Source organism: Terriglobia bacterium (assembly GCA_020072845.1).
Classification (GTDB): Bacteria; Acidobacteriota; Terriglobia; order Terriglobales; family Acidobacteriaceae; genus JAIQGF01.
This window is the reverse complement of sequence record JAIQGF010000014.1, coordinates 1-21,175: the sequence shown is the minus strand read 5'-3', so window position 1 is coordinate 21,175 and position 21,175 is coordinate 1. Positions and strand designations below refer to the sequence as shown.

At 63.5% G+C, this 21,175-nt stretch carries 18 protein-coding genes and 1 pseudogene; 5 read left to right on the top strand and 14 right to left on the bottom strand.

Features of this window, described 5'->3' with window-relative positions:
• Positions 1 to 8: 8 nt before the first annotated feature.
• The 12 genes from cobA to dsrA all read right to left on the bottom strand — a co-directional run bounded on the left by cobA (position 9) and on the right by dsrA (position 11,750).
• Positions 9 to 794, bottom strand: coding sequence for a uroporphyrinogen-III C-methyltransferase (gene cobA, locus LAN70_14665; GenBank protein MBZ5512395.1), 786 nt, complete (start codon positions 792 to 794; stop codon positions 9 to 11).
• Between the two features lie 239 nt (positions 795 to 1,033).
• The gene (locus LAN70_14660) at positions 1,034 to 2,539 is read right to left on the bottom strand and encodes a YeiH family protein (GenBank protein MBZ5512394.1); all 1,506 of its coding nucleotides are present in this window, start codon (positions 2,537 to 2,539) and stop codon (positions 1,034 to 1,036) included.
• Positions 2,540 to 2,542: 3 nt separating this feature from the next.
• Positions 2,543 to 3,694 carry a polysulfide reductase NrfD gene (gene nrfD, locus LAN70_14655; GenBank protein ID MBZ5512393.1) on the bottom strand — a complete coding sequence of 384 codons (1,152 nt, stop codon included), beginning with the start codon at positions 3,692 to 3,694 and terminating at the stop codon, positions 2,543 to 2,545.
• Positions 3,695 to 3,705: 11 nt separating this feature from the next.
• Positions 3,706 to 4,467: a 4Fe-4S dicluster domain-containing protein gene (locus LAN70_14650; GenBank protein MBZ5512392.1), complete on the bottom strand. Its 762-nt coding sequence runs from the start codon at positions 4,465 to 4,467 to the stop codon at positions 3,706 to 3,708.
• Entirely contained in the window at positions 4,464 to 4,865 is a 402-nt protein-coding gene (gene dsrJ / locus LAN70_14645) for a sulfate reduction electron transfer complex DsrMKJOP subunit DsrJ (protein MBZ5512391.1), read from the bottom strand. The genes LAN70_14650 and dsrJ overlap by 4 nt, the downstream gene beginning before the upstream one ends.
• The gene (locus LAN70_14640; protein ID MBZ5512390.1) at positions 4,858 to 6,453 is read right to left on the bottom strand and encodes a (Fe-S)-binding protein; all 1,596 of its coding nucleotides are present in this window, start codon (positions 6,451 to 6,453) and stop codon (positions 4,858 to 4,860) included. Before LAN70_14640 ends, dsrJ begins: the two co-directional genes overlap by 8 nt.
• Positions 6,428 to 7,438 carry a sulfate reduction electron transfer complex DsrMKJOP subunit DsrM gene (dsrM, locus tag LAN70_14635; protein MBZ5512389.1) on the bottom strand — a complete coding sequence of 337 codons (1,011 nt, stop codon included), beginning with the start codon at positions 7,436 to 7,438 and terminating at the stop codon, positions 6,428 to 6,430. The genes LAN70_14640 and dsrM overlap by 26 nt, the downstream gene beginning before the upstream one ends.
• A 10-nt stretch (positions 7,439 to 7,448) precedes the next feature.
• Positions 7,449 to 7,895: an RsbRD N-terminal domain-containing protein gene (locus tag LAN70_14630; GenBank protein ID MBZ5512388.1), complete on the bottom strand. Its 447-nt coding sequence runs from the start codon at positions 7,893 to 7,895 to the stop codon at positions 7,449 to 7,451.
• A 4-nt stretch (positions 7,896 to 7,899) separates the two neighbouring features.
• A complete protein-coding gene (locus tag LAN70_14625; GenBank protein MBZ5512387.1) occupies positions 7,900 to 8,217 on the bottom strand; it encodes a TusE/DsrC/DsvC family sulfur relay protein in 318 nt (105 codons plus the stop codon).
• Between the two features lie 16 nt (positions 8,218 to 8,233).
• The gene (locus LAN70_14620) at positions 8,234 to 9,433 is read right to left on the bottom strand and encodes an FAD-dependent oxidoreductase (protein ID MBZ5512386.1); all 1,200 of its coding nucleotides are present in this window, start codon (positions 9,431 to 9,433) and stop codon (positions 8,234 to 8,236) included.
• A 35-nt stretch (positions 9,434 to 9,468) separates the two neighbouring features.
• Complete coding sequence (gene dsrB, locus LAN70_14615; GenBank protein ID MBZ5512385.1) at positions 9,469 to 10,554, bottom strand: dissimilatory-type sulfite reductase subunit beta; 1,086 nt, start codon at positions 10,552 to 10,554, stop codon at positions 9,469 to 9,471.
• Positions 10,551 to 11,750 (bottom strand): dissimilatory-type sulfite reductase subunit alpha, encoded by a 1,200-nt coding sequence (gene dsrA / locus LAN70_14610; GenBank protein ID MBZ5512384.1) that lies wholly within the window; start codon positions 11,748 to 11,750, stop codon positions 10,551 to 10,553. Before dsrA ends, dsrB begins: the two co-directional genes overlap by 4 nt.
• A 271-nt stretch (positions 11,751 to 12,021) precedes the next feature.
• Between dsrA and LAN70_14605 the strand changes: the two genes are divergently transcribed.
• Positions 12,022 to 12,651, top strand: a complete 630-nt coding sequence (locus LAN70_14605) for a bifunctional precorrin-2 dehydrogenase/sirohydrochlorin ferrochelatase (GenBank protein MBZ5512383.1) — start codon at positions 12,022 to 12,024, stop codon at positions 12,649 to 12,651.
• Positions 12,652 to 12,660: 9 nt separating this feature from the next.
• Here LAN70_14605 and LAN70_14600 read toward each other — a convergent pair whose 3' ends face one another.
• Together LAN70_14600 and LAN70_14595 are read right to left on the bottom strand one after the other, a co-directional pair.
• The gene (locus LAN70_14600) at positions 12,661 to 14,184 is read right to left on the bottom strand and encodes a (Fe-S)-binding protein (GenBank protein ID MBZ5512382.1); all 1,524 of its coding nucleotides are present in this window, start codon (positions 14,182 to 14,184) and stop codon (positions 12,661 to 12,663) included.
• A gap of 74 nt (positions 14,185 to 14,258) precedes the next feature.
• Positions 14,259 to 15,176: a respiratory nitrate reductase subunit gamma gene (locus tag LAN70_14595; GenBank protein MBZ5512381.1), complete on the bottom strand. Its 918-nt coding sequence runs from the start codon at positions 15,174 to 15,176 to the stop codon at positions 14,259 to 14,261.
• A gap of 444 nt (positions 15,177 to 15,620) precedes the next feature.
• Between LAN70_14595 and LAN70_14590 the strand changes: the two genes are divergently transcribed.
• From LAN70_14590 to LAN70_14575, 4 genes and pseudogenes are all read left to right on the top strand, one after another.
• A complete protein-coding gene (locus LAN70_14590) occupies positions 15,621 to 17,840 on the top strand; it encodes an acyl-CoA/acyl-ACP dehydrogenase (GenBank protein ID MBZ5512380.1) in 2,220 nt (739 codons plus the stop codon).
• A gap of 8 nt (positions 17,841 to 17,848) precedes the next feature.
• Positions 17,849 to 19,702, top strand: coding sequence for a 4Fe-4S ferredoxin (locus tag LAN70_14585; GenBank protein MBZ5512379.1), 1,854 nt, complete (start codon positions 17,849 to 17,851; stop codon positions 19,700 to 19,702).
• A gap of 92 nt (positions 19,703 to 19,794) precedes the next feature.
• A pseudogene (locus LAN70_14580) lies at positions 19,795 to 20,358 on the top strand (electron transfer flavoprotein subunit beta).
• 181 nt (positions 20,359 to 20,539) lie between these two features.
• On the top strand, positions 20,540 to 21,085 hold the full coding sequence (locus tag LAN70_14575) for a hypothetical protein (protein MBZ5512378.1): 546 nt from the start codon (positions 20,540 to 20,542) through the stop codon (positions 21,083 to 21,085).
• Positions 21,086 to 21,175 lie beyond the last annotated feature (90 nt).

Sequence of the window (21,175 nt, the reverse complement as noted above, 5' to 3'; positions counted from 1 at the left end):
TGAGAAATCTAATCTGCGGCGGCAGCGACGACCGCTGAGTCGCATGCGCGGTCCAGATCACGCGCTCCATCCCTGATCCTCTCGCGCAGACGCACTACTTCGCCGATGACAAGCGTGGCCGGGGGTTCAATCCGGGCCCGGCGACAGTCTTCGGCAATGGTGGCAAGGGTTCCAGTAATCGTGCGCTCACCGGGCCAGAACGCCATCTGGACGATCGCCACGGGAGTCTCGGCAGAGCGTCCGGCGGCAATAAGTTTTTTCGCAATCTTGCCCACATTGTGAACACCCATCAGAAAAACCAGGGTGTCTATTCGCGCCAGAGCGTTCCAATCAATGCGCCCTTCCGTTCCATTCGCATTGTGGCCGGCAACAATCGCGACCGAGGATGCGGCATCGCGGTGGGTCACGGGGATTCCCGCGCTTAACGGCGCCGACAAGGCGGAACAGACGCCGGGGATGACTTCAAACGGAATGCCGTGGTCGGCGAGGTACTCGGCCTCTTCGCCGCCGCGTCCGAAGACGAACGGATCGCCGCCCTTGAGGCGGATGACGACTCTTCCCTCGCGCGCTTTTCGCACCAGCAGTTCGTTGACTTCATCCTGGCGCGAGTCGTGCTTGCCGACGGGCTTGCCCATGTAGATGCGCTCCGCGGAGGGGCGTGCCAGGGCGATGACTTCCTCCTGGATGAGACGGTCGTAGACGATCACGTCGCCGGTCTTAATGAGTTCGGCGGCCTTGATGGTGAGCAGCTCGGGATGTCCCGGTCCTGCGCCCACCAAATAGACTTTTCCCAGTTTCGGCATAAATGTCCGGAGGCTATGAAATTCGTCATTGGGTTGCGGACCGCGCTTGCGCGTGGCCCGCAACCCGCTGTGTTCTACAGGTATGCCCGGCTGATGAAAACCAGCACGAACAGCAGGATGACCCCGGTTCCGAAGGTGTACCAGATCAGCTTCTTCTCAATCGGAAGCAGGGGCTCCTTTTCGACTTCCATTCTCTTCATTTCATCTTTCAAATGCACATCTGCCATACATCACCCCTTTACGATTGGTGGCAACACTCCGGCGAAGAACAGCCAGGAAATCAGCAGGCCGACCCAGATGATGAACCCGAACAGGCACAGCACATAGACGGCTGCCAGCTTGGCAATTCCTTCCTCCCAGAGTTTGCGGAAGTTGGAGAGCACACCAATGGCGAAGAACGTCAGCACGAAGAACAGGGCACGAAGGACATTGGCCTGCCCCATCGAAGCCTTGATTTTGGGGATCAGCGCCGGAACCAGCACGCCGACGGCCAGCACGATCGCGAACGTGGCCACGTATCCCAGGATGAATTTCGGGAAGCGCTGCCAGATCGTGCTGAATTTCACCTTCTCGCCCTCGCGATGCTCGATCTTTGCCGACCACACCCAAGCCAGAACGAATGCCCACACGCCGATAAAGATGTCGATGAACACCTTCACCGTGGTGCTGACGCCCATGATCCAGTTGGGAGCGTAATTGACGCCGGTGGCGGCCATCGCCTTGGCGCGAATCAGGGAATCGGCAATCGCGCCGCTGGCCACTGCCGCACCGTCGGTCTTCACCGCCAATCCCATCCAGGCGCCCGCCACCATCGGCTGGTTGTAGAGCCAATGCTGCGCGGCGAAGGGAAGGATCATCAGTTCGACGACGGCAAAAATCACGACCAGCGAAGACACCATGATGGGCACAATCGGGCGTGCCTTGATGGCGCTGCCGGTGGCAATCGCCGCCGACACTCCGCAGATCGAGATACCGGACGCCAGCGGCGCCGCCCACTCGCGGCTGAACCCGAAATACCGGCGCGACACGAAGTACACGATCGGCCAGTAAATCAGGTACGCCTCGACGATGGCGCACGCGCCGCGGAAAATCACGGAAGTGGCAAGAGCCCGCTGCTCCAGCGCGGCGATGCCCAGGAACCCGCCCAGGATGACAATCGCCGTCTTAATGTAGAGCTCGGGCCGGATTGCCTCTTTCATGCTTTTGGCAACGCCCGGCAGGAAGTTTCCTACGATCAACCCGGCCAGCAAGGCGAGAATGAATCCCGACTCGTTGGTCAGGTTCAGGGACCAGGGAATCTTCAACGCCGCCCGTTTGTCCGGAGTGGCTGCAATGTAGGCCCAGCTTCCAAGAAACCAGCACAAGTAGCTGATGAAGAAAACCCCGGTAAAGCCTTTCGCGAATGATTTCAGGTTGGCGCGCAAGGCCTTCGCGCCAGCCAGTAGGATCGCCAGCAAGAATATATATGTGCCGAGCAGAGAGACCAGGCCCGGCAAGGATTTGTAAGCTTTCGACACAGGGTTGAGCGCCTTCGTCGGCGCGGTCCAAACCGCCGTCGTGACTACCCACCCCAGGATGTCGGCCCCGAACAGCAGGCCGAGGGAAAGTACGAACACCCCCAGACCCAGGATCACTGCCAGCCAATCCTCGCTCAGCCACGGTTGTGGTGGCGGAGCCGCAGGACGTACTTCTGGCGGTGGCGCAGGTCTTGGTGGTGCTTCCACCAATGTTGCCATGGTTCACCTCACCTCACGAACAGAGACCGTGATCTTGTAGAACACGGTGATCAAGAGAGCCCCTATCGCCCACACCCCCAGAACGATGATCCACTCCGGAGCGGTGGGCGAGTATCGAGTGACCGATCCCAGCGGCGAAGGAACAAAGCCGCCGACAATCAGCCCCAGTCCTTTTTCAATCCACAGAGAAACAAAAACCAGCAGGGCCGCGGCCGCCAGCATCGTCTCGTTGTTGCGCAGCTTGGGGACCAGCAGCAGAACAAGTGCGACGATGCCCGTGACGGCCGATATCCACATCCAGGGAGCCAGATGGCGATCGCCATCGAGCCCAACGAACAAGAACCGGAAGTGCTCCATCTCCTCCGGAATTCGGCTGTAGAAGACCGTGAACAGCTCGAGGAGAACAAAGAAAACACTGAGCGACATGGCGTAGGCGACGATCACGCCGAGCTTGCGGATCGCGTCTTCGCCGGCGTCGAACGAGGTCAGCCGCCGCAGCAGCAGACACAGCAGGATCAGCAACGCCGGCCCCGAGGCGAATGCCGAAGCCAAGAAGCGCGGCGCCAGGATGGCCGTCATCCAGAAGGTGCGGCCCGGCAGACCGCTATAGAGAAATGCCGTAACCGTGTGAATGGAGACGGCCCACGGAATCGAAACAATGATGACCGGCTTGATCCAGCGCGGCGCGGGCACACCGCTGCGCTCGGAACTGAGCATGACGATGGAAATCACGCCGTTCAGCAGCAGGTAGCCAGCGAGCGAGACCATGTCCCAGAACATCACCGAACTGAGCGTGGGATAGCGCAGCACGTTGAGCACACGCGCCGGCTGCCCCATGTCCACCAGGATGAAGAGCAGGCACATGGTCACCGCGGAGACCGCGAGCAACTCGCCAAGAATGGTGATCTTGCGGAACGCCTTGACGTCGTGCAGGTAGTACGGCAGCACCACCATGACCGCTGACGCCGCCACGCCGACGAAAAACGTGAACTGCGCGATGTACAGGCCCCAGGCAACGTCGCGGCTCAGGCCGGTGATGGCCAACCCGGCCCTGAGCTGGCGGAAGTAGCAGGCACCGCCGAGCGCGATCAGGAGCAGAAGGAACGCGAGCCAGCCCCAGTATCGGCGGCTGCCTGCCATCGCCTTTTCAAGCATGAACATGGCGGTCAAACCAAATAGAAAACTGAAGGCCCGGTGCCCAGTTCCGGCATGCGCTGCACGGCATAGCGGGCGCGCAACAGTTGGCGCACGGTCGACTGTTCGTCATTGAGGTCACCGAACACGATGGCTTTCTGCCGGCAGGCCTCAACGCAAGCGGGCGCGCGGCCGTTGGCCAGGCGCTCCTCGCAGAAATTGCATTTCTCCACCACGCCCTTGGTGCGCGTGGGAAAATCGGATTTCAGGTTGTGGATGTACGGCCGGGGATCCGACCAGTTGAAACTTCGCGATCCATACGGGCACGCCGCCATGCAGTAGCGGCAACCGATGCAGCGGTGCCAGTCCATCATCACGATTCCGTCTTCGCGCTTCCAGGTGGCCGCCGTGGGGCAGACGCGCACGCAGGCCGGCTCCGCACACTGGTTGCACAACACCGGGAGGACGTGGCCTTCGTAGGCGCGGCGCGTGTAGTCGGTTTGCTGGAAGGGGAACACTTTTTCGTAGCGCTCCTTCCACACCCACTTCACTTCCCGGTCGCGCTCGGGAACCTCGGGAAGGTTGTGTGCCAGGCGGCAGGCATTCAGGCAGTCGTCGCAGTCGTTGCCGGGACGGCATTTCTGAAAGTCGATCACCATGCCCCAGCGTTTTGCCGCACCCGAAGATTGCGGCCCTCGATCCGCAGCGCCAATCACCTGGACGGCCTTGGCGGCGCCCGCTCCCGCCACCGAGAAGCCCGCAATCCGCAGAAACTCCTTGCGCGTAATCTTCATGGCGTCCTCCGGGCTACGGAGGCCGGGTCCACATGGCAGTCCCAGCAGTACGGGCCTGAAACGGCAGCGTAGGTGTGGCAGCGATCGCAGAACTCCCCTTTATTGGTGTGGCACTCGCCGAGACAGGTGCCGGAGAGATTGACGCGGTATTTCTTGCCGTCGTACGACGTGTAGTCCAAGCGGCGCTCGCGCACTGCGCCCTCGCGCCAGTCGGTGAGCAGCTTCATGTGCGAGGCGCGCATGAGGGCCACGGGCGCCACGCAGGATTTCGACTGCTGCGGCAGTTTGAGTTGCGGCCCTGCCGTGGTGGTTCTTGCATAGACCGCATGCCACACGGGGTACGTCACCAGCGAGACGAACAGGAGCAGGCCGACGGCGATCAGGACACGGTCACGCATGGATCACCTCCGCCGCCAGCGGCTCGCCGCGCAAATCGGTGGTGCGTACTTTTTCGCCGCGCATGACCAGCGCGTTGCCGAGCAGCTCGTGCACGCCGGCGACCTGAACGCCCGGCACCCAGTAATCCATCAGCGTCGGCAGCGTCGCCTTGTCGATGGCGCAAATGCAGGCCAGCAGGTTGACGCCATGCTTTTCCTTCACGTACTTGACGGCGTTGGCGCGCGGGAAACCGCCGCGCAGGCGCATTTCCAGGTTTTCATCCGTACCCAGGCCGGCGCCGCTGCCGCAGCAAAACGTCTGCTCGCGAATCGTGTTTTCCGGCATTTCATGGAAACGGTTGCAGGCGCTGCGGATGATGTAGCGCGGCTCCTCCAGCAGGCCCATGGCACGCGCCGGGTTGCAGGAATCGTGGAAGGTCACGGTCCAGCGGTCGTTGCGCGCCGGATCAAGCCGCAGCTTGCCGTGGTGGATCAGGTCGGCGGAGAACTCGCAGATGTGCACCATGCGCGTCGAGCGCGCGTTCTCGAACTTCGTTCCCGTGATCGGCGAGACCGGCTCTTCCAGGAAATCGGCGGGGCCGTTCATGGTGTCCATGTACTGGTGGAGCACGCGCCACATGTGGCCGCACTCGCCGCCCAGGATCCACTTCACGCCCAGGCGCCGGGCTTCTTCGTACACCTTCGCGTTCAGGCGCTTCATCAGCTCGTGCGAGCTGAACAACCCGAAGTTGCCGCCCTCGGAGGCGAAGGCGCTGAAGGTGAAATCCAGCCCGATCTCGTGCAGCAGCATCATGTAGCCGAGCAGGGTGTAGTAATGCGGCTCGGCGAAGTAGTCGGCCGAGGGCATGACGAACAGGATTTCCGCGCCCTTGCGATTGATGGGCACCTCGACGCGTATGCCGGTGATCTCTTCCAGTTCGTCGGCGGCGAATTCCAGGCTGTCCTTGAAACCGTGCGGCTGGATGCCGAGGTGATTGCCGGTGCGCAGGCAGTTCGCCGCCGGTTCCAGCACCCAGTTGGTGTTGCAGCCGATCAGGTTCAGCAACTCGCGGCCGATCATGGTGATCTCGGCGGTATCAATGCCGTAAGGGCAGAACACAGAACAGCGGCGGCATTCGGTGCACTGGTAGAAATAGAAGAACCATTCTTTGACAACGTCCTCGGTCAGCTCGCGCCCGCCCGCGAGCGCGCCGAAGATGCGGCCGGTCAGGGTGAAATACCGGCGGTACACGGAACGCATCAGCTCGGCGCGCACCACCGGCATGTTCTTCGGGTCGCTGGAGCCGAGGTAGAAATGACATTTGTCGGCACAGGCGCCGCAGCGCACGCAGATGTCCATGAACAGCCGGAACGAGCGGTACTTTTGCAGCCGCTCCTTCATGCCCGCCAGCAGAATCTGTTTCCAGTCCGGCGGAAGTTTCCAATCGGCATCGAAGGGCTGCCACTCACGCGGGTTCGGCAGACCGAGGTAGCGGACGTTCTTGGCCGCGGCGCCATAGCAGAAGAAGCCCTTGCGGAACTGAACCGCAGGGTTCTTCCAGTCACCGTCCGGCTTCCTCGCCTCAATCTGCAGAAGCTCTTGTGGCATGGTCGGCCTCGAGCGGAAGGTTCGCTCCTCTCAACTTGTCCCGGAATTCTTCCTCCCACTCCGCATAGCTGTGGGTCTTGACCGGGTAATTCCACGGATTGATGTGCCGCGTCGCGCGGTTGTTGTTCGCCAGATTGCGCGTCGGGCTGAGAAACACTCCGCCCATGTGCATCAGCTTGCTGAACGGGAAGTACGCCGCCAGTACGCTGATCAGCGCCAGGTGGACCGCGAACACCGAACCCAGCGCCGCCGTACGCACCGGGTGAAACGCCGCCAGGCCGAGCGCGAACTGCTTGACGCCGACCACGTCCACGCGGGTCACGTAGCGCATGAGCATCCCGGATGCGGCGATGCCGATGAACACCAGCAGCGCGAAGTAGTCGCTGAACTGGGAAATGTAGCGGACCACCGGGTCCTGGAATCGGCGCAGCAGCAGGTAAGCCAGCGCGCACGCGAATACGAGGTCCGAGAGATACAGCGGCGGCGCGCCGAGTTGGAAAAATCCGTCCACGCGTTCGATTCGCAGCAGCACGGCGGGCACCGGCTCCACCAGCAGCCGCAGGTGGCGAACGAGAATGGTCAGTAACGACCAGTGAAAAGCCAGCGCCGCCAGCCAGAGGTACTTTTGCTCGGTGAAGATCGCGCGCCCCTGATCAAGCCGCGTCTGGTTGTTGCGGAACAGCGAGCGAAAGAGGAAGACTTCAAGGGCCATGCGGCCCAGCACGCCGCCCGTGGTTGAGGGGTTCTCCAGCGCGGCGCTCTTGATCCAGGGCAGAGACCTTTGCTGCCCGCAGGTGGTCGGAATGCGAAAGGGTACGGGCGCTGCTGCCCACCGCACCACGCGGTAGCAGAAGCCGGCGAGGAAGACGGCAAAGCCGGCGTAGGCGACGGCTGACATCCATGCATTCCCGCCGATCACCTGTCCCGCCAGCGCGGCGGCAACGATGACCGCACCGACCGCGCCCAATGAATAGACCGCCTGCATTCCTTCTACCTCACTTGCGGTGAAGCGCCGGCCGTACTCGCAATCTGCGCCCGGCTTCGTTGGCTCGAACCTCGGCAATCTGCTCGCGGCATTTCATATACTGGTCGAAGGCCATGAGCGCGAGCTGATCGATGTGCGCCTCGATCATGGCCGGCCTTGGCGGATTTGTTCCCAGCAGGATAGAGCGCACCAGGAATACAAACCCAACGGCTTCGCTGGGCGTGAAATCCTGCACCACGCGAAGGCGCACGATTTTGTCCAGTGCCGGCGCGATGTTGGCGGCGTCCATGTTGCCGAGCAATTCCTGCAGCAGGATCGCCATGCCACTGCGCAACGCGTGGCCCACGGGGTTGCGGAACGGATCCTTTTCCGACGCCAGAAACGGGGAGGCCAGGTGCGGATAGGATTCCAGGGTTTGCGCGAACCACTGCTCCACAAGTTCATCGCTGCTCGCCATACCATCACACGCAGCCCGTTGGTTTGGGCAGTCCCGCCAGCTTGCACGCACCCTTGGCCGGGCCCGACGGGAAGAGCTGGTAAATTTCGTTGAGCTTGTATCCCGTCTCCTTGCAGAGCTTCCGCACCATGGGCGCAATGCCGAACTGGACATAGTAGTTGCGGATGTAATTGATCACCTTCCAGTGCCCCTCGGTGAGGTCGGTGACCGCTTCTGTTTGTGCAAAGTCCTTGGCCACGTCTTCATTCCAGCGTTCAGGCTCCTGCAGGAATCCGTCTTCATCCACTTCGTATTTCCGTCCTTCGATTTCAAATACCGGCACGGTTCTGACCTCGCTCTCAGTTGAGCTCGATGTATCCGCAAGGGCATGCTTCCGCGCACTTCTTGCAGCCGTTGCAGAGTTCGAGCTTGATCTTGTAATGCTCGCCTTTGGGAAGTTTCACGAAGCAATTGGCGCTGCAGTACATCCAGCAGGTTTCGCAGTCCATGCACATGCCGCACGACATGCAGCGCTTGGCTTCTTCCACCAACTCGGTTTCGGAGAGGCCGAGCTGGATTTCCGCGGGAACCTCGGCGTGCGGCGCCGCCGTCGGGTACCACTCGAGCTTCATCTGCTCCTGCTTGATCACGGGTGGAGGCGCCGCTTTGCTCTCCGGCTGGCGCCCGCGCAGAAAAGCGTGCATCGCTTCCGCCACGGCGCGTCCCTGGGCAATGGCGGGGCTGATGGTATTGGCGACGCGCGCATCCAATTCGCTTACTTCCGTGTACGGGCCGGCGGGAGCCTCGGTGCGAGGTTCCCCCACGAGGGCAGCGCCTTCGCCCTCGCGTTGTAGAGCGAGCTGCGACGGCTTCTGCAAACCCACGGCAAAGAACACGGCGGCATGATCGCGGCGCAGGTCGGCGAGAGTTACGTCTCGGCCGATCGCCGTGCCGCACTTGATCTCGACGCCGAGCTCGAGCAGGTTGCCGATTTCCGCGTCCAGCACTTCACCCGGGATCACGCTGCGCGGCATTCGGTAGCGCATCATGCCGCCCGGTTGCGGCGCGGCATCGAACACCGTCACCGCATAGCCCCGCCGCGCCATGTGGTAGGCGCAGGAGAGTCCAGCCGGGCCGGCGCCCACGACGGCAACCTTTTCAGCGCATGCGCCATTCAACTTGGTGAGCTTGAACCCGTGCGCGATCGCATAATCGCCCAGGAAGCGCTCGATCTGGTGGATGGCGACCGCTCCCTCCTTCGCCTTGCGGTTGCACGCCAGCTCGCAAGGATGCTGGCAAACTCGGCCGCAGACCGCGGGAAATGGATGGCGCTCGGCGATTTGTCTCCATGCCAGTTCGAACGCCTGCGGCGCCGTCCGGCCGTACGCCTGGTACTGCGCGATGCCAACCAGCACCTCGCGAATCTGGTTGCCGTGAGGACACCGGTCGGCGCAAGGCGGCGTCCTTTCGACAAAGCGGGGGCGCAACGGGCTGATATCGCCAGTGCCCGCTGTCCCCCCCTTGATGACCGGCTTCTTGACTTCCTTGAACAGCCCCATGAGCCCATTCCCGCCGCAGCGGGCCTCACGCCCGGTCAGTACTTGATCTGCGCCGACCGCGCGTAGGTCAACCCGGCATGCTTGAAGTCGTCAATGTGGTAGCGCGTGAACTCGAACCCGGTGAGCTGGAAGAACCGCGGCCAGCCGACGCGCTCGATCCACTCGCCGACACGTTCGTACTTACGCGCGTTCGCGGCGTACACGTCCACGATCTTCACCACCGCATCCACCACCTCGGGCCAGCGCGGCGGATTGTTGGGAAGAAACGGGACCGCCAGTTTCGAGAACCTGGGCGCGCTGCGCGCGTTGCTCACCTTGCCGCCCACCCAGATCGAAAGCCCGTCGTGCTCGGGATCGTTCATCGGCATCGCCGGGCACACGGTGTAGCAGTTGCCGCAGAACATGCACTGCTCCTCGATCAACTCCACCGAGGGCTTGCCCTCATACGTCGCCGGCCGGATCGCGCCCGTGGGGCAGGATGCGATCAGCGTCGGCACCTCGCAGACCTTGGGCAGCGTGGCGTGCTGGATCTTCGGCGGGACCGTATGGATGCCGAGGATGGCAATGTCGGAGCAATGCACCGCGCCGCACATGTTCAGGCAGCAGGCCAGCGCCAGGCGCAACTTCGCCGGCAGGTCGTGGTGCGTGAAGCGGTCGTAGAGCGCGTCCATCACCGCTTTCACGATTCCGGACGCATCGGTGGCCGCCGAGTGGCAGTGGATCCACCCCTGCGTGTGGACCACGTTGCTGATCGAGTTCGCCGTCCCGCCTACCGGAAATCCCAGTGCTGCCAGATCTTTTTTCAGCGGCTCGATATTGTTCTTGTCTTCCAGCAGGAACTCGATGTTGTTGCGGCTGGTGAACCGCAGGTGCCCGCCGCAGTACTTGTCCGCCAGGTCAGCGAACTTACGCAGCGTCTGCACCGCCATCAGCCGCGGCGTGGCGGCGCGCACCGTGTAGAGCCGGTCGCCCGACTCGGCAACATGGCAGAGCACGCCCGGCGCCAGCACTTCGTGATACTTCCATTGGCCGTAGTTCTTCTTCACCAGCGGCGGCAGGAATTTTTCGTAATGCGGCGGACCAATATCGGTGATGCGGGGAGTTTTCGCTGCCGTCGTCATTTCGCGCCTCCGTTCTTGGTCTCGAAGAAGATGTAGGGGTTATCGCGCGGCGCCGCCACCATCTCCGGCACCGGGTCCAGCCCGATGCCTTCAAGAAACGCCGGCATGCCGACGCGCTGGATCAATTCCCCGACGCGCTCGCGGTTGTTGCCGTACTCGTCCCAGAAATCCCAAATGCGTTTGATCAGTTCCTTCAGCGTGTCCAGCAACTCGGCGGCGGGAACGAACGGGATGAGCACGGAGGAAAGCAACGCGCCCTGCATGATCGGCGCCTTGGCTCCGATCAGCACCACCGCGCCGCGCTCTTTGCCGGGCCGCAGCGCTTTCGGCAGCACGTTGATGCAGTGCATGCAGTGCACGCAGTCGCGGTTGTCGATCGCGAGTTTCTTGCCGTCCCAGCCCATGGTTTTCGTGGGACAGTGGTCGCAGACTTCTTTCTGGATATCCACGCCCGCGGCGGCGTACTTCGCGACCTCCGCATCGTCCACCTGGATCTGGTCCTTCCAGGTCCCGATGACGGAAAGATCGGCGCGCGCGATGGAGGCGACACAATCGTTCGGGCAGCCCGCAAATTTGAACTTGAACTTGTACGCGAATGCCGGGCGATGCATTTCGTCCTGGTAGTTCTGAGTGACGTCGTAGCACAGCTTCATGGTGTCGAAGCAGGCCCACTCGCAGCGCGCCATGCCCACGCAGCAGTTGGGGGTGCGCACCGCCGAACCGGACCCGCCGAGATCGAACCCGTTCTGCGCCAGTTCCTGGAACGCGGGCTCGAGTTGGTCGGTGGTCGTGCCCAGAAGAATGATGTCGCCGGTGGAGCCGTGCATGTTGGTCAGGCCCGAGCCGTGCCGCTCCCAGATGTCACAGATCGTCCGCAGCGCATCGCTGGTGTAAAACCATCCCGCGGGATGGTTCACACGCATGGTGTGAAAATGTGCGACTTGAGGAAATTTCTCCGGGAGGTCGCTGTAGCGGCCGATCACGCCTCCGCCGTAGCCCAGCACGCCGACCATCCCGCCGTGCTTCCAGTGTCCTTTCTTCTCCTTGTAGGAGAGTTCCAGTTGCTGGAGCAGGCCCGCTGCCTTGTCGCTGCTTTCGGCGGCAGACTTGATTTCCTTGACGAAGCTGGGCCAGGGTCCCTTTTCCAGCTCGTCGAGCAACTCGGTCTTCGGCTTTCCGTTCTTGGCATCGGCCATTGGCTTCTCCCTTGCCTGCGCCCGGATCCGTGCGGGCGCAAATCCTCTAACAGCCGAGCCTAGGCCTGGACGGGCGGCAATACTGTGATAGAGGTCAAACGCCGATGTGATGCCGCCGACATCACGCGAGGGCGAATCCGCCGTCACCAGTGGCGTGTGACGCGCGACACGCCGGTCGCGGTCGGGTCCAAAACACCGTCAATACCGCTGTTGATGCGGCTCTCACTCGGGTACCATGGTGCCGGCGCGATGATTCGCGCCGAGGGATGAGATGGACCTGTTTCCCATTATGGTCAGGCTGCAATCAAGGAAATGCGTTGTCGTCGGCGCCGGTGAGATTGCCGCGGCCAAAACGGCCACACTTCTCGGTTGCGGCGCACACGTCACGGTGATCGCTCCGCACGCCGCCGACTCGGTCCAGCAGCAGGCGCGCGCGGGAGCATTGACATGGCGCTGTCGCGAATTTATTCCTGCCGACCTGGAGGGCGCGTTCCTGGTGATTGCCGCCACCGATTCCCCGGCGGTCAATGAAGAAGTTTTTCGCGCCGGCAAGCAACGCGGAGTGCTGTGCAACGTGGTGGACGATCCCGAGCATTGCGATTTTTATTATCCCGCTGTGATGCATCGGGGAGGTTTGCAGATCGCCATCTCCACCGGCGGGCACAGCCCCGCCCTGGCGCACCGGCTGCGCGTGGAACTGGAACAGCAGTTCGGGCCTGAGTACGGGGAATGGGTGGAGCAGGTGGGCCGCGAGCGGCGAAAAATCCTGGCGTGTGACATGTCCGAAGACCAGCGTCGCGAGCTGCTGGAGCAGATTGCAAGCCGCGAAGCATATGAGGATTTTGTCCGCCGCCGCGCGGCCGCTGCGGAGAAGGCCGGCACCACCCCCGCCGGCCGCTGAACTTGCAGCTCAGCGCCACTCCCACTCAATGAAGCCGGGCTTCACGTCCACCATCGCATTTACGATCAGCTCCGCCAGACCGCCGTAGAGGATCCGGTTCTGCTCCCACAGCTTGTAGTACGCCAGCATGTCGCGGAACTGGCCCTTGCAGTTGCTGCAGGGCGCGCAGAGATACTTGGGAATTTCCGCTTCCAGGCAGTCGGAAAATGCGTTCAGCACCTGCTCCAGCTTCTTGCGCCCAGCCACATGAAACCGCCAATCGGGAAAGTTGTGCCCGCTCATGATGGCAAAGCCGCTGCCGCCGCCGCAGCAGTAATTGTCCACGCCGTGCGGTTCCATTTCCCGGAAACGCGGGCACAAGGCGCGCACCACTTCGCGTTGCGGCTCGACCACGCCCATTAAGCGCACCAGATTGCAGGGATCATGCAAGGTCACAGGAAAGTCATTGCGGGCAGGATCGAACTTGATGCGCCCGCTCATGACGATGTCGCGCAGCAAGGTGAGGGAACTCTCGCGCGGAACGTTCAGGTCACCGCTCAGCAGGCGGTCGGCGACAACGCACAGCGCCTTGTGCGCGTGGCCACATTCCCCTACGACGATCTTCTTGACCTTGAGCTGGCGCGCGATTTCCGCGTGCTGCAACGCGACGCGGGCGAATTGCACGTCGTCGTACCACAGGCCGTAATTGATGGAGTCGTATCCCGCCAGCTCCGACGACATGGTCCACTTCACTCCGGCCATGCTCAGGATCAGCGCGAACGCTCCCGGATTCTCCGGCCATGCCATGATCTCGCCGGCATTGTGAATCAGCAGCACATCCGCGCCTTCGACGTCCCACGGTGTGTGCACCTCGATGCCGGTCCTCTCGCTGATGTCTTCATCAATGAAGGCGACATTGTCCTTCACCACCTCCGGGCTCATGCCGGTGGACGAGCCGACCTGCAACTGCAGCATGGATCCTTGCTGGTGCAGTTCCTTGGCTGCGATTCCCATTTCCTGGCTGAACAGCTTTCGGAGTTCGTGGGCGACGAGCCCGTTGTCGGCGCCGATCGGGCACGTCTGCGCGCAACGGCGGCACAGGTTGCAGCGATACGACAATTCAATCAGCCGCGCCACCAGCGGCCAGTTCAATTCCACGTCGCCGTGCTGCCACGCCGAGACCAGGCCGCCGTGCTTGACGTGCTTGAAGTAGAGCCGCCGCAGGATTTCCGATCGGAACACGGGGCGGTAGAGCTCGTTCCGGCCGCTGGCTTCAAAGATGTGGCACGCTTCCGCGCACGTCTGGCAGTGCGTGCAGTGCTCCATGGTCAGCAGCAGCGGCTGCAGAAAGGTCCAGTTGTTTTCCCGGGTAAACAGCTTTTCCAGACCGGAGAGAAACTGCGCCACCAGGCGCTGCTCTTCGGCCGCCGTCTTCGGTTGCGGCACGCTGACCGCGCAAGTGTCATCCAGCCCGCATTCGTACTTGTCCCGAATCTGCGCTGCGAGCGCTCCCCACGCCCGGTCATGGCCGTCCAGCGGCGGAGGCAGGGGCATCAGGTCACTGTTCTCGAGATGCGCGACAGGCTCGCGATCGCGGCGAGCGACATCCGCGATGTTCAGCAGGCTTTTCACTTGCGAACCTCCTGCGCGGGATTCGCCGCCACAATCTCCGCCCAGGTTTTTTGCCCGTCGGCCCCGATGTGTGCCGCCGCCCAGGTCGGCTTGGAAGCCAGGTACTCGGCGACTTTCGCTTCCACCCGCCCGCCGCGCAAGTTGGCTCGGTCATCCCAGCGCACGCCGTGGTAGGTGAAGTACTTCGCGATGAAGTGCGCCATGTGCGTGAACGGGATGTAGGCAACCAGCGCCGAGGCCAGCAGCAGACCGGCCGCGAAGCCGGTGCTGATGGCCAGCGAAGTGTCGAACGTTACCAGTCCCCGCAAGAGCGCGCTGGCATTGGCTGTCCCTTCGCTGCGAACCAGATATCCCGCGGCGACCAGCCCGTACGTCAAGATGAAAAAGTGCAAATTGAAAATGTCGGCCGCGCTGGTGTAGTTCTTCAGTTCAGGGTCGGTAAGCCGGTGGAACAAGAGCGCTACCGCTCCGCACAACGTCAACACCACGCCGGCGTAAGCCGTGGCGCGATACAAGCCGCGCATCCAGAAAACCAAGCTCGCATGCAAGCCCAACGACGCCGCTGCGGCGATCAGCAACCCCGTGGCGATCGTCAGGTAGAGGCCGGCATGGAACAGGAACGACGCGTACCACAGCCGGCGGTTGTATTCCCACAATCCTTTCAGGAAGGCGATTTCCGGAAGCGTGGCGCGCAGCTCGCCGCGCCAGTTGAAGTGTGGCGGCCTGGTCCACCGGTTGCTGGTTTCGAACGAGGAACCCCCGTGCGCGGCGAGTTTGGGGTCCTCATGCGGAACCGGATACAACTCCCAGCGCAGGTGGATCGGCGCTCGGGCATACTGCATCACGCGGTGAACGCATCCGGCGAGAAAGATCAGCAAGCCAAGATAAATGCCGACGTAAACTGCAATTGTCATGCCTGCCTCCGGACAATGCTTGGGTCCGGACTGCAATTGCTTCCTCCAGAGCGTACCTCCCTTACCTCGCCCGCAGTGTGACCTGCATCACGTGCCTTGGCCCGGGGCCGTCCGCCGCGAAGCTGGCGCGGCTGCGCTCTTCTCCTCTTGCATCGCTATAACGCAGCACATCTCCCGCCTCCTGCCCGTGAACTGCTGCCAAAATGACCCAAAGTGAGCCGACAGGGCGGGCTGGATTTGTCGGTGTTTCGTTGTCTCCCGAAGCGCTGCTCAGCGTCGTAAACTCGCTTCCGACCCCGCCGAATCACGCGCGCTCGCTTCAGGCACACAATCGGCAATCAGCGATGCCCGGATTGTGCCCATGTCACGCCAGCCTGTGCCGTATATCACAGACGCAAGTGCGGTCAGATTCCAGAATGGGAAGCCTCGCGAAAGGACCTGCACATGGCTACCTCTGCCGTGAAGCCCAAACCGGAAACCCTGCGCACCCTTCCCGGTGACGACGTACGCCAATTGATGTGGCGCTTCGCCGACCGCTACGACCTGCAGATGCTGGTGCAGTCTTCGCGCTCGGTCGCCCGCGGCCCCGTCGCCCGGCTGGTCGCCGCCGGCGAACGCCACTCGCACGACTGGACCAAGAGCAAGTCCGAACTGCTTCAGGCCTACGACGCCGCGGGCATCACCGCCGTCTTCATGGACCCCGAGCACGGCGGCTTCATCGCCGGCCCCAAGAACCTCGCGCTGGCGCTGGTGGCCTTTGAACTTGCCTGGGTTGACGGCGGCGCCGCCACTGCCTCCCTCGCCGGATGTCTGGCGCTGGCGCCCATTCACGAGCGCGGCACGCACGAGCAGGTCGAACACTACATGCGCCTCGCCGTGCCGCCCGCTCCCGGCGAGGACCGCCCGCACTGGCGCGGCGCCTTTTGCCTCACCGAGCCCATCCCCTACGTCGGCGTGGACACCGGCATGTTGAACGGCAAACTGCGCATCGCGGAGTGGAAGGAAGGCCAAGAGCCTGTGCTGCAGGTGGACAAACGCGGACGCTTCATCACCAACATCGCCTACGCCAATTTTGTCACTGCCGCCGTGGACTCCGCCGATGCGCGCATCAAGGGCTCCTGCATGGTGATCCTCGAAGAGAATGATCCCGGCATCTTCGACCGCGGCACGCCCACCAAGAAGCTCGTTCACCAGCTCTCTTCCACCGGCGACCCGATCTTCAGCCTGAAAATTCCCGCCTCGCGCATCATCGGCGGCTACACCGTCAAGGACGGCGTCATCGTTCCCAACTACAGCCATGGCGAGATCATTGAGGCCGTCTTCCGCCGCACCCGCGTCACCGTCGGCGTCATGACTGCGGCCAAACTGCTCTCCGCCATCGAACCTGTCATCCGCTACCAGCGCGGACGTTTTCGCGGCGCCGAGCAGGCCACGCCCGGCGCCGTCCGCTATGAGCTCGGCCTGCAGCAGCGCGAAGACGCGCTTCAGCGCCTGGTGGACATCTGGGCCACCGGCGAAGCCAGCGCCTCACTCGCCTTTGCCGCCGCCCGCGCCTTCGACGTCGTCGATCCTCTCGAGCGCGAAAAGGATTCCATTCTCCAGCTTCGCAACATCACCGGCGGGCGCGCCCAGATGAAAGCCATGCGTGCCGCCGAGGAGCGCGCCCTCGAAGCTCTGTCGTTCCCGGTTGGCAGTAAGGCCCGCCTCCAGCTCGAGTCCGACCCGCTCGTCCGCTTCGCCATTCTCGACAGCGAAGCCGGCGTCCTCTGCCCCGCCGCCAAACTGTGGAACACCGGCCACGGCGCCAACATGATGCGCGAGGCCGTCTCCCTCATGGGCGGCTACGGCATCACCGAAGATTGCCCTGGCTTCCTCGGCCACAAGTGGATGGACGCGCAACTCGAGGCCACCTACGAAGGCCCCGAGTGCGTGCAGCGCCGCCAGCTCTCCGTCACCATGACCAACCAGGTCTTCCTCGCGCAGTTCCGCAACTGGATTAAGGAAATGCGCCAGATCGCCTCCACCCATCCCGGCACCGGCGCGTGCACGCTCGCGACCGCCATGATGATGTGGCTGTGGTCGCTCGACTACCTCCAGGTCTCCACCGACGCCAACGGCGCCAGGCTCTACCACGGCCCGCGGCAGGGCGTGACCTTCCCCCTCGCCGACGCGCTCTGCTGGCTGCTTGCCGCGCGCCAGCAAATCCTGGACGTGCTCGAACTGGAAAACGCCGGCGCGGAAAATTCGGCGCTCGCCGAAGGCCTGCCCGGCTTCGTCAATTTCTTCACCGACCTCTGCCACGTCGAATCGGCGCGCGCCTCCGGTGAAGTGGGACGCATCTGCGCCGAGCTGGTCTTCGGTTTCAACCGCCATCCCGCGTGGGACCAGGAGGGCTACCGCGGCTGCTTCCAGGCCGAGGACCTCGATTCGCTCGAAGGCCTCATCCCCGGCATCGCCGCTTGTGCTACCGACGTCATCGCCGCCGACGGCTCGCATCCAGCGAAGGCGGGCCCGTGCGCCGGCTGCTCCGGCAACGCCGCGCAGTTCCTCTGGCTGCGGCAGAAGCTCGACACTTGTCTCACCGGCGCGCGCCTGGCGAAAGACCGCGCCGCCGAAGCGGTGGCCCGCGTCATGATCCCCGAGGCGCTGGATTATCCGGCATGAGTGCTCCTATGGACCTGAGCCCGGAAGCGCAAACGGAGATCATCGAGCGCGAATCCGTCGCCGTGGACATCGCCTGCGTCGGCTTCGGCCCCGCCATGGGCGGCTTCCTGACCACGCTCTCGCGCGCCCTCGCCGACGGCTCCCTGCAGAGCTCCGGCGGCCTTCCTCCGCAGGTCATCTGCTACGAGCGCGCCGACGATCTCGGAGTGGGCGTTTCCGGCGTGGTCACGCGCGCCCGCGGCATTCGCGCCAGCTTCCCCGATCTCGATCCCGCGCAGATTCCCATGGCCGCGCGCGTCACCAGCGAGAAGATGCTTTACCTTCTCGATCCGCTGGGCGCCAGCCGCCGGTCGTTCGTCCTGCGTTCCGCCGACGCGGCGATTCGCGCGCTCCGCTTCGCGCTGCCGATCAAAGATCACGCGCTCGAGCTGCCCTACCTTCCCGAATTTCTGCGCAAGGACAATGGGTTCGTCCTCTCTGTCGGCCAGTTCAATCAGTGGGTCGGCTCGCAAATCGCGGCCGGCGGCATGGTGCAGATCTGGCCCGGAATGCCGGTTGCGCAGGCGCTGATTGAAAACGACCGCGTCACCGGCATCCGCCTTGTGGACCAGGGCACCGACAAAACCGGCAATCCCGAAGCCGCGTTCATGCCCGGCATGGACGTGCGCGCCGATCTCACCGTTATCGCGGACGGTCCGGTCGGGCCCGTCGGCCGCCAACTCGACCAGCAATTCGGCATGCCCGAAGGCCACCATCGCCGCGAGTGGGCAGTGGGCATGAAGTTCGTCGTCGAGCTGCGTGAGGGCGTTGACCTCGAACCCGGCACCGTCTTCCACACCTTCGGCTTCCCCGAGCCGGAAATCTTCGGCTTCTTCTACATCCATCCCGACCGCCTCGCCTCCGTCGGCATCTTCGTGCCCTCGTGGTTCGGCAGCCCGGTGCGCACCGCCTATCGCTACCTGCAGCATTTCATGATGCACCCGTACCTGTGGCGCTACCTTGAGGGTGGGACGTTGCGCTCCTGGGGCGCGAAGTCGCTGCAGGAATCCGGCAAGCGCGGCGAGCCCGTGCTCGCCGGCAACGGCTACGCGCGCATTGGCGAGGGCTCCGGCAGCACCAACGTTCTCACCGGCTCGGGCGTGGACGAAGCCTGGACCACCGGCACGCTGCTCGCCGAAGCCGTCGTCGAATTACTCGGCGCGGGCGAACCGTTCACCCGCGACAATCTTGATCGCGCCTACGTTGCCCGCCGCCGCGCCAGTTGGGTGGAACAGGAAGGCCGCGTCGCCGAAAAAGCCCGCGACGGCTTCCAGCGCGGCGTCGTCACCGGCGTGCTCGGCATGGCGCTCGCCGGATTGACCAAGGGCCGCTTTCCGCTCGGCCACGAGCCGCGCTCCGTCAACGACCGCGTCAGCACCCTCGAGCACTACTTCGCCGGGCGCTTCCCGCAAGCTGAGCTCGAAGAGATCCGCCGCCGCTGCGTCCAGGCCAACACATCGCTTCACGATGCATTAATGGACCGCTGCGGCTGGCCGCAGATCCCCTTCGACGACAAGCTGCTGGTGTCGCACCAGGACGCGCTGCTGCTCGGCGGAAAAGTGCAGGCGCCATCCGGGTACGCCGACCACGTGGTGTTTCACTTTCCCGAGGTCTGCCAGGCGTGCGAGGCCAAGCTCTGCATCGAGATGTGCTCCGGCCAGGCAATCGCGCCCGGCGACGGCGGATTGCCCGTCTTCGATCGCGAAAAATGTGTACACTGCGGCGCCTGCCTGTGGAACTGCGTGCAGACGCTTAACAGCGACGACAGCGCCAACATCGAGTTCCGCGCCGGCGCCGGCGGCCTGCATTCGGCGTTGAATTAGTCCCGAGCCGCGAGTCCCGCGTCCCGAGTTTATTGGCTCGCGACTCGCGTCTCGGGACTTCTGAAACTGAAACTGAAACTGAAACCTCGATTATGCCTTTCCAAATCATCGTCCTCGGCAGCGTTGTTCCCGATCCGCTGCAAACTCTGGAGCCGGTCAGCACACCCACCGGCCCCGCGCTGAAGAACGAAATGATGCTGCCCGCCGTGCTCGATCCCTGGGCCGGACACGCACTCTACGAAGCCGCGAATCTGGCCGCCAAAAATCCCGGGAGCAAGGTCACACTGCTGAGCCTCGGTCCGAAGGCAAAGCTGCAGCAAGTGATGATGACCGTCGCGCAGAAGGTTCCGTTCGAATTGATCGCACTCGACGGTCCCGCCGGCGGCTTCACCGACGCGCACTCCACCGCGGCTGCGCTCGCCGCTGCCATCAAGGCGATTCCCGCACTCGATCCCGCGCGCCTGCTCATCTTCGGCGGCTGGGAATCCGCCAGCCGCGGCGCCGGCGCGACGCTGCAGATCGTCGGCGAACTGCTCGGCATCACCGACCAGTTCCAGGGCGTGGACCAGTTAACCGTCAGCGCCGACGGCTCGCTGGAAATCCTGGAGCGCATCGAGGGCGGTCGTCACCAGGTCTCGACGCTGGCTGCGCCTCCGCTGTCCAACGCCACCAGCAAAGTCCCGCTGGCGACCAATGTGTCCTGCCCCGCCGTCGTCGCCGGCAGCGTGCCGGCCCGCTTCTCCTATACCACCGGCTCGTCCGAGCGGGACAGCCTGTTGTCGGCATGGATCACGCTTCAGAACAGCGGGGAGAGCGTCAGCCTTCTGCACCAGATCCATGTTGACAATACGCCGTAGTTTGCGCGGCCAACGCGGCTTCGCCATCGTCAGCGCGATCTTCATCCTGGTGGTCTTGGCCGCGCTGGCGTTGGCCATCACCCTGCTCACCACGCAAACCGAAACCGGGCATGCCCGCGACATGCAGGGGTCGCGCGCCTACCAGGCCGCCCGTGCAGGACTCGACTGGGGCGCTTACCAGGTGCTCGACCCGCTCAACGTCACGGCCAGTGCCGGCGCGGCGCCGCTGCCGAACTGTCCGGGCGCGGTCGGCAATGCGTGCCCGGCGGCAGCTTCCCCCACTTCAGCCACCATGCCCTCGGGCCCGCTGGCCGCGACGGTTCTTTCCGGCTACACCGTGACTCTCCAATGCTCGTGTGCCGATTTCACCGAGGTCGGAAGGAACATCCGCGTATTTCAGCTGAAGTCGACCGCAACCTACGGGGCCGGTCTGGCCCAGGTGGAACGCCAGCTCTCGGCCCGGGTTTCCTATTGCCGCGACCCCAACGGCAACCCTGCGATGCAGCCTCCCTACGGGTGCAGCTGAGGCACGCGAGATCCTTACTCATCCTCGCACTGGGGTTGGCGGCAGCGCCGGCTTACGCAGGGACGTGCACGTCGAAGGCGTCCGCGGCTT